Annotated in this window: 11 protein-coding genes; 2 read left to right on the top strand and 9 right to left on the bottom strand. The window is 62.8% G+C overall.

The genetic code is table 11. The features are described from left to right. Positions 1–28: 28 nt before the first annotated feature. From IEV88_RS03065 to IEV88_RS03025, 9 genes are read right to left on the bottom strand one after another with little or no spacing between them, the layout of a single operon-like run. On the bottom strand, positions 29–1,216 hold the full coding sequence (locus IEV88_RS03065) for an FtsW/RodA/SpoVE family cell cycle protein (RefSeq protein WP_206711331.1): 1,188 nt from the start codon (positions 1,214–1,216) through the stop codon (positions 29–31). Continuing rightward, complete coding sequence (locus IEV88_RS03060) at positions 1,213–2,625, bottom strand: Mur ligase family protein (protein WP_188159811.1); 1,413 nt, start codon at positions 2,623–2,625, stop codon at positions 1,213–1,215. The genes IEV88_RS03065 and IEV88_RS03060 overlap by 4 nt, the downstream gene beginning before the upstream one ends. Positions 2,626–2,646: 21 nt before the next feature. Further along, a complete protein-coding gene (gene mraY / locus IEV88_RS03055; protein WP_188159810.1) occupies positions 2,647–3,753 on the bottom strand; it encodes a phospho-N-acetylmuramoyl-pentapeptide-transferase in 1,107 nt (368 codons plus the stop codon). Positions 3,754–3,755: 2 nt separating this feature from the next. Further along, positions 3,756–5,210 (bottom strand): UDP-N-acetylmuramoyl-tripeptide--D-alanyl-D-alanine ligase, encoded by a 1,455-nt coding sequence (locus IEV88_RS03050; RefSeq protein ID WP_188159809.1) that lies wholly within the window; start codon positions 5,208–5,210, stop codon positions 3,756–3,758. A 20-nt stretch (positions 5,211–5,230) separates the two neighbouring features. After that, on the bottom strand, positions 5,231–6,709 hold the full coding sequence (locus IEV88_RS03045; RefSeq protein ID WP_188159808.1) for a UDP-N-acetylmuramoyl-L-alanyl-D-glutamate--2,6-diaminopimelate ligase: 1,479 nt from the start codon (positions 6,707–6,709) through the stop codon (positions 5,231–5,233). Further along, positions 6,706–8,574, bottom strand: coding sequence for a peptidoglycan D,D-transpeptidase FtsI family protein (locus IEV88_RS03040; protein ID WP_188159807.1), 1,869 nt, complete (start codon positions 8,572–8,574; stop codon positions 6,706–6,708). Before IEV88_RS03040 ends, IEV88_RS03045 begins: the two co-directional genes overlap by 4 nt. 11 nt (positions 8,575–8,585) lie before the next feature. After that, positions 8,586–8,969: a hypothetical protein gene (locus tag IEV88_RS03035; protein ID WP_188159806.1), complete on the bottom strand. Its 384-nt coding sequence runs from the start codon at positions 8,967–8,969 to the stop codon at positions 8,586–8,588. A 3-nt stretch (positions 8,970–8,972) separates the two neighbouring features. Then, the gene (gene rsmH, locus IEV88_RS03030; protein ID WP_188160582.1) at positions 8,973–10,034 is read right to left on the bottom strand and encodes a 16S rRNA (cytosine(1402)-N(4))-methyltransferase RsmH; all 1,062 of its coding nucleotides are present in this window, start codon (positions 10,032–10,034) and stop codon (positions 8,973–8,975) included. After that, positions 10,024–10,575 carry a division/cell wall cluster transcriptional repressor MraZ gene (locus IEV88_RS03025; RefSeq protein ID WP_188159805.1) on the bottom strand — a complete coding sequence of 184 codons (552 nt, stop codon included), beginning with the start codon at positions 10,573–10,575 and terminating at the stop codon, positions 10,024–10,026. The genes rsmH and IEV88_RS03025 overlap by 11 nt, the downstream gene beginning before the upstream one ends. Before the next feature lie 464 nt (positions 10,576–11,039). On the opposite strand from IEV88_RS03025, the gene IEV88_RS03020 reads away from it, so the two are divergent. Together IEV88_RS03020 and IEV88_RS03015 are read left to right on the top strand one after the other, a co-directional pair. Beyond that, positions 11,040–13,637: a TonB-dependent receptor gene (locus IEV88_RS03020; protein WP_188159804.1), complete on the top strand. Its 2,598-nt coding sequence runs from the start codon at positions 11,040–11,042 to the stop codon at positions 13,635–13,637. Positions 13,638–13,693: 56 nt separating this feature from the next. Beyond that, a complete protein-coding gene (locus IEV88_RS03015) occupies positions 13,694–14,578 on the top strand; it encodes a hypothetical protein (protein WP_188159803.1) in 885 nt (294 codons plus the stop codon). The last annotated feature ends 34 nt before the right edge of the window (positions 14,579–14,612 follow it).

Below are 14,612 nucleotides of genomic sequence, written 5' to 3'. Positions count from 1 at the left end.
ATCAAGGTTTCACCATGAAGTCAGGCGATCAAGCCAGAGTTTCCCGGCGGCTCATATGTCCGGGCTGCTTGCGGGTCAGGGCGAGGATCAGGCCGATGGCAAGGCCGGTCGCCAGCAACGAGGATCCGCCATAGGAGATAAAAGGCAGCGTCATACCCTTGGCCGGCAGGACGCGCAGGTTCACACCGATATTGACGATCGCCTGCAGGCCGATCATCGCCGCGAGCCCGCACACGGCGGTCTGGATGAAGACCGACTGCTTGCGCGCTGCCAGCATGAAGGCGCGACAGACGAAAAACCCATAGAGCGCGAGGATGACGAGGCAGAGGAAGAAGCCGAACTCCTCGCCCGCAACGGCAAAGATGAAATCCGTATGGGAATCCGGCAGCTGGTACTTCACCGCATCGGCAGCCGCGCCCGGCTCCTGCCCGAAATCATGACCGAAGGCGCCGCCATTGCGGATCGCTTCCACCGCCTTGTCGACCTGATAGGTGTCGCCGGAGGCCGGGTTGAGGAAGGTGTCGATCCGCGCGGCGATATGGGGCGCATAGAGGTAACCCATATAGAGCGCGCCGACCGCGGTACAACCGAGCGCAATGATCCAGAACCAGCTCCACCCGGCGATGAAGAACATGATCGCCCAGACGGCGGTGACGAGCGCCCATTGGCCGTAATCCGGCTGGGCGATGAGCAGCCCCGCAAACATGCCGTAGCAGCCGAGCGCCATCAAACCGCCGGGAAATTTCTTCTCCTTCGCGCCTTCGGCCATCAGCCAGGCGGCAGCGATGACGAAACCGGCCTTGGCGAATTCGGAAGGCTGGATCCCGATCGGGCCGAGCGGCAGCCAACGATGCGCGCCCTTGATCGTCGGCCCGAACAACAGGGCAGCAACGATCATGACCAGCATCACGGCGAACACGACGACACCGACCCGGCGCGCCTGCAGCGGCGTGAGAAAGGAGATCAGCATCATCAGTCCGACAGCCGGAATGATGAACATCATGTGCTTGATAATGAAATGATTGGTGTTGTCGATGCCGATACGCATGGCCGAGGCGGGACCGGCGGCGAAGGACAGAACGATGCCCATCAGGATGAGCGCGCCGGTGGCATAAAGCAGCCAATGATCGATCGACCACCACCAGCGCCCGAGTGCCGACATGGAATCGCGCGAGGTCAGACGCAGATCGGAGATATAGGCGGTCAGCGTATTCATGCGGCATCACTCTCGATAAGGGATTGGACGATCCGGGTAAAGAGCGCCTGGTTCGCGCCCTGGCCCGCACCGGGGCAGCCGGGCGAGAACAGCACCATGGGCATGGCGATATCGTCCTCCTCGGCGAGGCGCCTCGCTTCTTTCAATGCCGCGCGGATGGCGTCCTCGGGGCTGGCACACAGGACGCTGTCGAAAGTGCGCGCGGTCGCCCGCGCGATCGGTTCTGCCGCCTCGCCATAGAGAAAGGCTTTCAGGACGCCGTCGCCAGCCTCGCGCAGACGGGCATAGTCGCGCTGGCGGTGCTCGCCGCCGCCGATCCAGATAATATCCTCGCCGGCGTTCAGCGCGGCGATGGTCGATGGCAGCCAGCTCGCTGCGCCATCATCGAAAAACACTGTTTCCTGATGGTCGCCCATGCAGAACAGCCGCCCCGGCAGACCGGGCCAGGCGGTCACCGCGCGGGTGATCAACGGCGCGGTCAGGCCGAGATGCAGGCAGACCGCATAAGTCGCCGCTGCCGCCTGGTTGAAATGGGCGCCGAAAATGCCGGGCGCGCGCGTGATCGTACCGAGGCTCGCCGTCTTGTCCGACCGCGCATCGAAAACGCGCCCGTCGAGGGAGAAGACGCCCAGCCCCAGCGTCGCCTCACCCGACACGGCGATGATATTGTCGCCGGTATTGAAGCTCGCCGTGATCGCGGTGCAGATCTTCTGGCTCAGGATATCATCGACGCCGATGATCATGGCGTCGTCATCCCTCTGGTTACGGAAGATGCGGGTTGCCGCACGCACGGCCTTGTCCGCCGTCTTGAAGTAGCGCACGTCGAGGGCGGTGAGGTTCAGCAGGACACCGGCATCGCAGCGCAGCTGGCGGGTGAAGGCCAGCGTCTGCGGCAGGATTTCGAGGACATAGGTCGTCCCCGCCCCGCCTTCCGGCAGGTTCAGCACGCTGTCGCCTGCCGTCCCGCCGAGCCAGGCGTCATGCCCCGACGCATTGAGGACATGGGTGATCAGCGCGGCGGTGACGGATTTGCCGTGGGTGCCGGTAATACCGACGATGCGCGGGCGTTCGGCTGCGGTCTTCGCGGCCATCGCCTCTGCGAAGAGGTCGACATCGCTCCTGACCGGCACCGAATGTTCCGCCGCCAGCCCGAGAATGCGGGTCGCCCGCACGAAGCCGGGCCGGGTCGAGAAGCCCGGCACGATCACAGCGAGCTCATCCCACGGCCAGTCTTTCGGCGGGATGCACTTGATGCCGGTCGCGCTGACACGCTGGCGCACCTGTTCGTTCTCGTCCCAGAAAAACGGGTGCGCCCCTGCGGCAGCGAAGGCCGCATGGGCAGACAGGCCGGCAGACCCGGCACCATAGATGCCGACGGCCTTGTCAGTATACGCACGCAACGAAATCATCTGGACGAATTACTCCCGGGACTAACGCAGTTTAAGGGTCGACAAGCCGATGAGCGCGAGGATGACCGAAATGATCCAGAAGCGGATCACGATGGTCGGCTCCTTCCAGCCCATTTGCTCGAAATGGTGATGGATCGGCGCCATGCGGAAGACGCGCTTGCCGGTCAGCTTGAACGAGGCGACCTGGATCATGACCGACAGGCCCTCGAGCACGAACAGGCCGCCGATGATGGCGAGCACGATCTCGTGCTTGGCTGCAACAGCGGTTGCGCCGATGGCCCCGCCCAGCGACAGCGAGCCGGTATCGCCCATGAAGATCATGGCCGGCGGCGCGTTGAACCAGAGGAAGCCGAGCCCCGCCCCGATGATCGCGCCGCAGACAATGGCCAGTTCGCCGACGCCGGGCACGAAGATGATCTGCAGGTATTCCGCATAGATCGCGTTGCCGGTCAGATAGACGATGAACATGTAGCTGGCCGACGCGATCATCACAGGGACGATGGCGAGGCCGTCGAGACCGTCGGTCAGGTTCACCGTGTTCGACGCGCCGACGATCACGAAAGCCGCGAAAGGCACGAACATGAAGCCGAGCGGGATGAGGAGATCCTTGAAGAAGGGCAGAGGCACGGAGCTCGCCGTTGCAGGGTCAACCTCCGGAGACGCACCGAGCACCTTCATGCAGATATAGCCCGCGATCAGCGCGACCGCGAACTGCACGACCAGCTTGCCCTGGCTGAGCACGCCCGCCGTGTTCTGCTTCTTCACCTTCAGATAGTCATCGACGAAGCCGAGCAGGCCATAGGCAGCTGTGACGCCGAGGACGACCCAGACATAGGGGTTGTCGAGCCGGGCCCAGAGCAGGACGGAGACGATCAGCGAGATCAGGATCAGGACACCGCCCATGGTCGGTGTGCCGGCCTTCTCGACGATATGGGTCTGCGGGCCGTCGGCGCGGATCGGCTGGCCCTTGCCCTGGCGGGCGCGCATCCAGCGGATCAGCGAGGGGCCGATGATGAAGCAGATGATCAGCGCCGTCATGATCGCGCCACCCATGCGGAACGTCAGATAGCGGAAGACGTTGAAGATCGGGATCGCGTCTGCGAGAGGGAAGAAGATGTGATAAAGCATGATTATTCCTGATGCACTCCCCCTGCCCGCTCGGTCAGCGCCTCGACGAAGGCGGAAACGCGGGAGGCATTGGAGCCCTTGGCCATGATGACGGCGCCGTCTTCGGCGTCAGCGGCGACATTGTCAACGAGATCGGCGGCGGTTTCGGCCCATTTGCCTTGCATCGCACCCGGCAGGCCGTCGAACATCGGCTTCATCAGCGTACCGGCGGCAAAGACGCGGGTCACGCCGGCCTTTGCCAGCAGCGGGCCGAGACCGGCATGCAGCATCGGGCCATTGTCGCCGAGCTCGCGCATCTCGCCGAGGACCGCGATCTTCTGCGCGCCCTGCCATGAGGCAAGCACATGGATTGCCGCGGCCATGGAGGCCGGGTTGGCATTGTAGCTTTCATCGAGCAGCGTGACGGACTTGCCGTCGAGTTTCAGGTCGAGCGGCTTGCCGCGGCCCCCGACCGGGCGGTGACCGGCGATCGCTTCCATCGCAAGAGCGAGGTCGCCGCCCGCAGCCTTTACCGCGCCGAGCGCGGCAAGGGCGTTCATCGCCTGATGCTCCCCGGCGAGGCCGATGGTGAAACTCCTCCGTTCGCCGAAGATTGCAGCGGTGATGGTGCCACGCCCCTGTGTTGTGGCTGTATAGTCCAGCATGCGCAGGTCGGCCCCCTCGGCCCTACCGAATGTTATCGTTTTAATCTCCCGCCCATACTGATTAATATCGCTAACCTGCTTCGCGAGGATTGCAAAATGCTCATTGTCGAGCGGCAGCACCGCCGTGCCGCCCTTGCGCAGACCAAGGATGATTTCCGCCTTCGCCTCGGCAATGCCCGCGACCGAGTCGAAGAATTCCAGATGCGCCGCGGCGACCGTGGTGACGATGGCGACATGCGGACGCACGAGACTGGTCAGCGGCGTGATCTCGCCTGCATGGTTCATGCCGATCTCGAAGACGCCAAAATCGGTGTCCGGCTGGAGCGCGGCCAGCGTCAGCGGCACGCCCCAGTGATTGTTGTAGCTCTTCTCTGCGGCGTGAACCTTGCCCTGCCCCATCAGCATGGTGCGGAGCATTTCCTTGGTCGAGGTCTTGCCCGCCGAGCCGGTGACGCCGATCAGCTTGCCGAAGCAGCGGTCGCGGGCGGCGGCGGCGAGCGCCTCCAGCCCTTTCTGGGTGTCCTGAACCAGCAGCAGCGGTGCACCATCAGGCGTGTCTTCCGGCGCGCGGGAGACGAGCGCGGCGGAGGCCCCGGCCTTGAACGCGTTGCGCACGAAGTCGTGGCCATCACGGGCGGCCTTCAGCGCGACGAAGATATCGCCTTTTCGGATCGTACGGGTGTCGATCGACAGGCCCGACGCGATCCAGCTTTCTTCCGGCAGGATCTCGTCATTGCCGCCGAGATCGCCGCGGGCGCACAGGGCACCCCCGGTCGCAGCGGCAGCCTCATAGGCATTCCATAGAGTACTCATCTCCCAAGCTCCTTTGTCCATCAGGCCCCATCCTGATCGTTTTGAGATTTCAGCTGTCCCACCAGCCTTTGCGCGACCTCACGGTCGTTGAACGGGTGCGTGACCGTCCCCACGGTCTGTCCCGACTCGTGCCCCTTGCCAGCGATCAGCAGGACATCGCCCGCCCTCAACTCCTTCAGGCCCGCCATGATGGCGGCCTCGCGACCGCCTATTTCTTCGGCGTCCGGGCATCCTTCCATGACCTGACGGCGGATCGCTGCCGGGTCTTCTGTGCGCGGATTGTCGTCGGTGACGATAACCTTGTCGGCACCAGCGGCCGCGGCCTTGCCCATCAGCGGGCGCTTGCGATTGTCGCGGTCGCCGCCGGCGCCGAGGATGATGATGATGCGGTTTTCGGCGTGAGGGCGGATCGCCTTCAGCGCGGTCTCGATCGCATCCGGCGTATGGGCAAAATCGACATAGACACCCGCCTTGCCATCAGCGAATTCAAGCTCGTCGGCGAGCTGCATGCGGCCCGGCGCGCCGTCCAGCTTTTCCAGCAACGGCATGACCCGGCCGATATCGTGGCCGGAGGCGATGACCAGCCCGGCAGCGACGAGCGCGTTCTCCGCCTGGAAATAGCCGATCAGCGGCAGGTGCAGGTCATAGCGCGTATCGCCGGCCTCCAGCGACAGCGAGGTGCCATCGGGCAATGGCGCGGTCTCGATCAGGCGGATATCCGCGCCCTTGCGACCGACCGAAAACAATATGCGGCCGGCCTTGGCGATCGCGCGGCCCATCTCCTCGGACCCGGCGCCATCGACATTGACGACCGCCGTGCCGCCTTCCGGCAGAAGCTCGGTGAACAGACGTTTCTTGGCGTTGAAATAGTCGTCGAAATCGGGGTGATAATCGAGATGGTCCTGGGTGATGTTGGTAAAGGCGGCGAGCGAGAATTTCACCCCGTCGGCGCGGTATTGCGACAGGCCATGGCTCGAAACCTCCATCGCCAGATGGCTCGTGCCGAGCGTCGCCATGGTCGACAGCACCTGATGGATTTCAACCGGGTCCGGCGTCGTGTGGCGCAGCGTGTATTCATAGCCCGCCGCATAAGCGCCGAGCGTGCCGAGCGAACCTGCCTTGTGGCCAAGCATACCCCAGAGCTGCTGGCAGAACCGGGCAATGGACGTCTTGCCATTCGTGCCGGTCACGCCGGCAACCAGCGCCGGCTGGCCGGGGTGGAGTTTCGCGGCATACTGCGCCAGCGCGAGGCGCGGATTGTCGCTTTCGATCACCGGCACATTGGCCTTTGTGCCCGGCAGGCCGAGCACGGCGAAGGCCCCCGCCTCCTCCGCCTGCGGAATGAAGTCGGCGCCATCCATCTTCGTGCCCGGCAGGGCAGCAAACAGAAAGCCCGGCTGCACCGCGCGGCTGTCGGCGGTCATGCCGGTAATTTCGGGGTCCTGGCCGAGACCGGTGCGGCCGGTCAGGGCGGAGAGTTTCATCGGTGTCGTCGTCATGGGCCAAGCTCCTTTGCCAGCAGCCTTGCCACATCATCCATCTCGTCGCCAACCGCCAGCGAGGCTGTGTCGCTCGCATCGATCTGATCGTTCAAGGCAAGGGTGACCTTCTCGCTAGCGCGCAAACCCGCCATGAATTGGGCAAAGGCAAGATCGTCATGGGCGGGGGCGATGCCCAGCACCGGGCCCATCCGGGCGACGATATTGCCGAACACCGGCGCAGCGACCCAGCCTGCGGTCGCGTACCCATAGGTCGCCTTGATGCCGTGGGGCTCGTCGAAGGAGACGAGGATGACATATTCCGGGTCATAGCCGGGGAACGCGCCCACAAAGGACGAGATGCGGGCGTTGTCGCGGTAGCCGCCAATGCCCGGCTTGTCGGCGGTCGCCGTCTTGCCGATGGGATAATAGCCCGGCGCTTCTGCCTTGGACGACGTGCCGTCGGTGATGACCTGGCGCATGATCAGGCGCATCTTGGCGGATGTCTCCAGCGAAAACACCCGGCGGCCCTCGCGGCTTGCGCCGGTCTGATCCTCCACCTTCAGGAAGGTCGGCGTGCGATAAATGCCGCCATTGACGACGGCACTGACTGCTGCGGTAAGCTGCATCGGCGTGACGGCAATGCCGTGGCCATAGGAAATCGTTGCGGTCTCGACCGGCCCCCAACGCAGCGGCAGGTCAGGGTCTCGCGTTTCCGGCAGCTCGGTCTTCACCGCTTCGGTCAGGCCGAGGGCGGCGAAGTATTCTTTCTGTTTGTCGCGGCCAAGATCGAGCGCGGCGCGGGCAATCCCGATATTCGACGAATGCTGAATGACCCTCGACAGGCTCATGATTTCACGGCGCGGATGATAATCGTAGATCGTGCGGTCATAGACCTTCAGCGGCATGCGCGCGTCATAGAGCGTCTCAGGCGAGGCGATCCCCTCCTCGATCACGCTCGCCGCCGTGATCACCTTGAAGGCGGAGCCGAGCTCGTAGCGGTCCTGCATGGCGCGGTTGCGCCAGTGGTCGGCGGGCGAGTCATTGACCTCGTTCGGGTTGAAGGACGGCATCGAGGCAATCGCGACGACCTCGCCGGTCTTTGCCTTCATGATCACGCCCCAGGCGCTGTCGACCTGGAAGCGTTCCATCCCGGCACGGATTTCCTCTTCGAGGATCTGCTGCGCACGAACGTCAATGGAGGACGCGAGCACGCCTTCGCCGGCATGATCATCGGCTACAAATTCGAGACCGGCGACACCGCCCCGCCCGGCAATCGTATAGCCCGCGGCATGGGCTGCGAGCGTGCCCTGCGGATAGACGCGCTTGGTCGTTTCCGGGAAAGTCACGCCGGGCAAGCCCAGTGTGAGGATGGTCCGCTGCTCCTCGGCGGTCAATTCATTGCGCAGGATGATGTATTTCTTGTCCTCGATCCGGCGGGCGAGCGCGACCGGGTCGACTTGCGGGAAGACGCTGGCGATCCCTTGAGCCGTTTCCATCGCGTCCCAGACATTCCTCGTGTCGATGGCAAGGCCGGTGACGGTACGGTTCAGCGCGAGGGAGACGCCATTGCGGTCGGTAATCTCGGGCCGTTCACCCGGCTCGACGATGGCGCGGGTCGCGACCATCACCTTGTCCGGCGCTCCGTTGACCAGGGTGATACTGGCAAGGCGCAGGGCGAGGCCTGAAAAGACCAGGACAAAGACGGACAGGCACAGCCAGATGCGCCCCTGAAGCTGGCGGGCGCGGCCGGCCTCGCGGCCGAGGAGTGTCGTGCGGCTGGAAATGGGCAGGCACGGCTCGACCGGCATCTCCGGCAGCGAGCCATCGAAGATGATGCCGGCTTTCGCCGTCTTGCTACGCCGTCCTGTCAGCCACGCCAGCACCTAACCGCCCTCTACTGTTGCTGCTCGGGCTGACCGAAATCGGCCATCGCGATTGCATTGATGATGAAGTCGCCATTGTCGCGGCGGCGTGGTGCGATGGTAGCGGCGTCGCCGGCCTCGATCAGCATGGCGAATTGGCGGGCATCGGCGAGTTGGGCCGAGCGGGCCGGCACGAGGTCGAGCCGGTGTGAGGCAAGCTGCGCCAGGCGCGGGCCTGATTCAAGCACCTCGACCTGCAGCTTCAGCTCACTGATCTTCTGCTCTTCGGCAGCGATCTGGCTCTCTATCGCCCTGATCTCCGCCTTGTCGGCCCTGACATTGGCCTCGGCCTTGTAGCGGCCGACGGCGGCCGCGGCCAGCAGCAGGCAGAAGAAAAGCGTGGAAATACGCAGCATGTCTCAACTCCAGGATTTCAGGGCATGGGAAAAGGTCGGGCGCGGCAGCCCGATACGCGACAGGAATTCTTCATCGGCGGCTTGCGCCGGAGCGCCAGTGCGGATACCGGCGCGCAGGCGCGCGGACCGGGCGCGCGGATTGGCGGCGACTTCTTCCTCATCGGCATCGACCGCCTTGCCATAAAGAAGCGTGAAGGTCGGCGCGTCGGCGTCGTCGGGTAGCGGCATGTGACGTGAGCCGGCACCCTGCTTGCCGGCCCGCATGGCCAGGAAGCGCTTGACGATACGGTCTTCCAGCGAGTGGAAGGTTACGACGACGAGACGCGCAGCGGGTTTCAGCATCGCCTCGGCGGCGATCAGCCCGCGCACCAGCTGGCCCAGCTCGTCATTGATGAAGATGCGGATCGCCTGGAAGGCGCGGGTCGCGGGATGGATCTTCTCCTTGCCGCGCGGGCCGACGGCACCGGCGATGATGTCCGCCAGTTGCAGCGTGCGGGTGATCGGCGCCTTCTCGCGCTCGCGGACAATGGCGCGGGCGATGGCGCGGGACTTCTTTTCCTCGCCATAGATATAGAGAATGTCGGCGAGGTCCTTCTCGCTGGCATGATTGACGAGATCCTCAGCCGACTGATCGGTCGATGAATCCATGCGCATGTTCAAGGGTCCGTCCTTGGCAAAGGAAAAGCCGCGCTCCGCCTCATCAAGCTGGACGGACGAAACGCCGAGGTCGAAGACGATGCCGTCGACAGCCTCGACGCCAAGTTCGCGCAGCACGTCTTCGAGCCGGTCGAACGGATGGGGTGCCAGCACCATGCGGCCGGCATAGGCGCCGGACCAGGCCTGCGCGCGCTCGATTGCCACGGGATCGCGGTCGAAACCAACGACCGTGCAGCCGGCGCGCCCGAGGATCATGCGGGAATAGCCGCCGCCGCCCATGGTCGCATCGACATAGACCCCGCCATCGACCGGCGCGAGGGCGTCGACGGCCTGGCGGCCCATGACCGGCACATGACCGAATGTGCGGGAATGGTCGTCCTGCAGATCATCCGGTCGCTTATCCGTCACGGCGCCCTCCCTTCTCCTGCCTGGCCTTCTCCATGCTGGGGAGAGTGCGGGCACGCATGGTCTCGCTATGGCGCGCAATGACGCCGCCGAGCTTGTCCATGCGCTGCTTGTAGGCATCGGGATGCCAGATCTGGAAAATGCCGCGGCGGCCGACCAGCGTCGCATGGGTGGTCAGCCCGCAATGCTCGCGCATCTCCGCCGGCATCGACACGCGGCCTGTCTCGTCAAAGAACAGGCGCTGCGAGCTGGCGAGAAAGGCTTCCTCGATCAATTCTCGGTCCTCGTCGAATTCATCGATGGAAGAGACCTGACGCATGAAATGGTCGAGTAGCGCCGGCCCGCCGCATTCGAGCACGGGACGGGTCAGCGACCGTGCACAGATGAAGCCGTCAAAATCGGGATTGGCGCCGAGCAGCATCTTGCGGAAATCGGCAGGCACGGAGAGGCGGCCCTTGGAGTCGAGCTTGTTGGTGAAGGTACCGAGGAACTGGACCTCCCCTGCACTCCTTGCCTCGCCAGCAATCTCCGTGGCCAATGCCATAGATGAGAAACCCTTCTATCCCAGCCCGGTTCGCAAACCGGCAGCCCCGAACGGGCTTTCCGCACTTTATGAAAGTTATGGGATATCATGGGAATTGATGGTTAGCAATATCTTTACTGCTTGCCGGACCTTCTTCCAAAGAACAAATAGTGAACATCGGCATTTATTTACTTCACCCGCAATTCGATCGGTCCATGGAAGAGATTGGCGACGCGCCTGCCGCAATGGCGCTGCCTGCTGCAACCAGAGCAGGAACCCTCCCGCCAATACAGCCCTGCATCAAAAGCTTCACGAAATCCCGCGCATCGGCTAAAGGCCTTCGATCGCTTGCAGAATATTACTCCTTACACGATGTTTCATGAAGTGCAGCAATATTGTCATGAGACCTACATCTCGATGTCACACTGCCTTTCTGGGTGCCGGACACGTCCCATTCATCCACATGCACCTTGAGGGGTTTTAAGATGCAATCACTGTTTCACTCCCGAATCTCTTTGAAATCACTGCTGGCCAGCACCGTTGCCATAGGCACACTGACGATATCTTTTGCCTCGGCACAGGATGAGCTCACCGAAGATGAAGTCATCGTCGTTACCGGTCAGGCCCTGTCCCTGAAGCGCTCTCTGGATGTCAAACGCGAAGCGGAAAACATCGTCGATGCCAGCGTGCAGGACGATATCGGCCGCCTGCCAGATCTGAACACCGCCGCCGTCATCCGCCGTATCAGCGGCGTTGCCGTACAAAACGACCAGGCCGAAGCCCGTTTTCCGGTCATCCGCGGTCTCAACCCGACCTATAACCGCACGACGATTGACGGCGGCATCGTCTCCTCGCCGGAACGTGGCGGCGCAGGGCGCTCCGTGCCGCTCGACGTCATTCCAGCCTCGCTGCTGTCGCGCCTTGAAGTCGTGAAATCCGTCACGCCGGAAATGGACGCCAATGCCATTGGCGGTACGATCAATGTCGTTACCCGCTCGGCTTTTACCGAGGACTCGCCTTTCTTCTACGGCTCTGCTTTCGTTGGCTGGCATGAACAGTCAGGCGATGGCGGCACCCTCGACGGTGATGACCACAAGCAGCCCTGGCGCCTGAATTTTGCGACCGGCAAGCGCTTCGGCGCCGACGAACAGTTCGGCCTCGTGCTCGGCTTCGACTACTCCATCCGCAATTTCGAGATTCCGCAGATCGAGGTGGACGACGCCGACTACACCGAGTTCGATGACGCAGGAAACAATGTCGGCATCGGCAATGGCAACGGCATTATCGTGCCGACCAATAACCGCCTGTTTTTCTACAACAACACGCGCGAGCGCATCGGCGGCACGGCGAAACTCGAGTGGCAGCCGACAGAGGCGCTCGATTTCGCGCTTTCCGGCCTTTACACCAAGTTCAACGATGACGAGCGCCGGGACGAATTCACTTACGAGCTCGGCACCAGTGGCGCCTCCTCCCAGCCCGACACGATTACTGACCAGACACCGGTCTCGGGCGTCACCGAAGACGGCTTCGGTTTTGTCGGTATCGGGCGTTTCACCCTGAACCGCGAGATTTCCAATGTTCAGTCAACGGTCGAATGGCGCGCCAGCGACATGACGACCCTCGACGGCCGCCTGACCTACTCCACGGCGAGCTTGGAAAACCCTGAATCGACAGAAGCCTTCGTAACGGATGCGACCTTTGGCGCCCGCTACGACACGAGCGACTTCTTCAACCGCTATTCGCCGCTCGATCCGCAGGGCTTCTACGATCCGGAGAGCTATGAGTTCGGCAATCGCGGCGAACTTGACCGCTTCGCCGAAGACGAGATTTTCGAGGCGGCTGGCAACGCCAGGTTCGATCTGAGTGAAACCTTCTCGATCAAGACCGGTGGCATCTATCGTGACCGCCAGAAGGAAGAAGGCTTCGATTTCGCCCGCTTCGTCGCCAATGACGGCTTCAGCTACACGCTTGCCGATGTCGTCGACCGCACCCTTGCGGACACCGAATTCCAGGGCAATCAGCAATTCACCTTCCGCATCGACAGTCAGGGCGCGAACGATTTCTTCGAAGCGAACAATTCTTCCTTCAACCAGTCGGCGGCCGTTTCATCCGGCTCGACTGCCGAAGAGCAGGTCTATGCCGGCTACCTGCAGGGCACATATCGCTTCGACAAGGGCTTCGTCACCGGCGGCCTGCGCTATGAGAGCACGGAATGGGAAGGCGGTCCTGCCGGGGCCGAGACCGTTTCGGGCGAATACGACAACTGGCTGCCCTCGATCGTCGCAAAGTACAATCTGTCCGAAGACATCGTGTTGCGGGGCGCCGCCTCCCAGACCATCGGCAGGCCCGACATCACTTCGCTGACCCGCGGCCAGTCGCTGAACCTGACCGATCTCAGCGTCTCGCGCTCCAATCCTGACCTGCAGCCGCGCAAATCGACGAATTTTGACTTCTCAGCCGAATGGTACATCCCGGATGGCATTCTCGCGATCGGCGTGTTCTCCAAGGATATCGAAGACGAAATCTTCACCCGGACGAGCCAGACCAGCCTCACCATTGATGGTCAGCTATTCGACACCGTCACCCAGCCGGAAAATGCTTCCTCTGCGGAAATTCTCGGCTTCGAGGCCCAGTACAGCCAGGTCCTGTCGTTCCTGCCTGCACCATGGGATGGCTTCGGCGTCGGCGCCAATATGACCATCCTCGACACGGACTTCGAAATTCCGCTGGCTGATGGTTCGACGCGGTCAACGGGCCTGTTCCAGCAACCGGACACGATCTACAATCTCGTCGCCTTCTACGAGAACGATCACTTCGAGGTGCGCGGCTCCTATAACTGGACCGGCGAGTTTCTCGATACGATCAATGCCGAAAACCCCAACCTTGATGAATACTGGGATGATCGCGGGCAACTCGACATGCAGGTCCGCGTCAACATCAGCGACAAGCTGAGCCTCGTCGCCGAAGGCGTGAACCTGTCCGACGAAGGACGCACCGAGCTGACCGGCCCCGGCGCCCGTTTCCTTCAGGAAGACGCCCAGTTCGGCCGCACCTTCTGGCTCGGCGCCAACTTCGCGATGTAACCATGATGGGCGGCGATGCAGCGCGTCGCCGCCCTTTTCTTCAAGAGGATATTTTCATGCGCATTTTTATCACCACCACCGCCATCGCCCTTGCCGCCGCCAGCTCCCTCGCCCAGGCACAGGAAATGACGCACGAGCAACGCCGTGCCCAATGGGAAGCCATGGGCATAGAAGACTACCAGCCGCCAGCTGCGGCTGAATATGAAGCGGCACTGATCGAAGGCTTTCCCGCAATCGAGGCTGGCCAGGGCGCTGCAGCGGATGCGGACCATTTCTATGCCATCGTCAACTATGTCATCGGCAAGTATGATCGGCAAACCGGCGAGCTTGTCGGCCGGTGGAAAGGCCCACGCGGCGGTCCGATCGGGCACCTCAACAGCTGTTATGCCGAAGCGGGCAAGCTCTATTGCGCCAACTCCAACCATCCCAATCTTCCCATGGGCAGCTCGATCGAGATCTTCGATACGGAGACAATGACCCATGAAGCAAGCAAGAGCCTCGGCATGATGGATGAGGGCTCGCTCGTCTGGTTCGATCATTACAAGGACGGATGGATCGCCGGGTTTGCTCATTACGACGATGAAACTGGCTTGCCGTTCAAAGATCATACATACGCCTCGATCGTCCTGTTCGACGATCGGTGGCGCCGGACCGGAGGATACATGCTGCCGGCCTCTATTCTGGAGAAGATGGCGCCACAGGCCGCTTCCGGCGGCGCGATGGGCGATGACGGATATCTCTATGTCATGGGCCACGACCTGCCTGAGATGTATGTCCTGCGCTTCCCGCAAATGGGCCCGTCTATGGAGCATGTCGCGACGATCAGCGTCCCCGCCGAAGGACAGGCCTTCGCCTTCGATCCGGAGAACGCGCGAGACGTCTGGGCGATCAGCCGGCCGGCGCGCCAGGTCCGGCATTTCACGATCCCGCCCATCGACTGAGGCGGTCTCGACGCGCGGCCTGCAACGGTGGAAT

It is taken from the genome of Aquisalinus flavus (assembly GCF_014640095.1).
Taxonomy (GTDB): domain Bacteria; phylum Pseudomonadota; class Alphaproteobacteria; order Caulobacterales; family Parvularculaceae; genus Aquisalinus; species Aquisalinus flavus.
This window is presented reverse-complemented; position numbering and strand designations above follow the sequence as displayed.

Excerpts from the sequence above, each read along its gene's own strand:
- IEV88_RS03065 (WP_206711331.1), bottom strand. The coding sequence starts at position 1,216 with ATGAATACGCTGACCGCCTATATCTCCGATCTGCGTCTGACCTCGCGC.
- IEV88_RS03060 (WP_188159811.1), bottom strand. The coding sequence starts at position 2,625 with ATGATTTCGTTGCGTGCGTATACTGACAAGGCCGTCGGCATCTATGGT.
- mraY (WP_188159810.1), bottom strand. The coding sequence starts at position 3,753 with ATGCTTTATCACATCTTCTTCCCTCTCGCAGACGCGATCCCGATCTTC.
- IEV88_RS03050 (WP_188159809.1), bottom strand. The coding sequence starts at position 5,210 with ATGAGTACTCTATGGAATGCCTATGAGGCTGCCGCTGCGACCGGGGGT.
- IEV88_RS03045 (WP_188159808.1), bottom strand. The coding sequence starts at position 6,709 with ATGACGACGACACCGATGAAACTCTCCGCCCTGACCGGCCGCACCGGT.
- IEV88_RS03035 (WP_188159806.1), bottom strand. The coding sequence starts at position 8,969 with ATGCTGCGTATTTCCACGCTTTTCTTCTGCCTGCTGCTGGCCGCGGCC.
- IEV88_RS03025 (WP_188159805.1), bottom strand. The coding sequence starts at position 10,575 with ATGGCATTGGCCACGGAGATTGCTGGCGAGGCAAGGAGTGCAGGGGAG.
- IEV88_RS03020 (WP_188159804.1), top strand. The coding sequence starts at position 11,040 with ATGCAATCACTGTTTCACTCCCGAATCTCTTTGAAATCACTGCTGGCC.
- IEV88_RS03015 (WP_188159803.1), top strand. The coding sequence starts at position 13,694 with ATGCGCATTTTTATCACCACCACCGCCATCGCCCTTGCCGCCGCCAGC.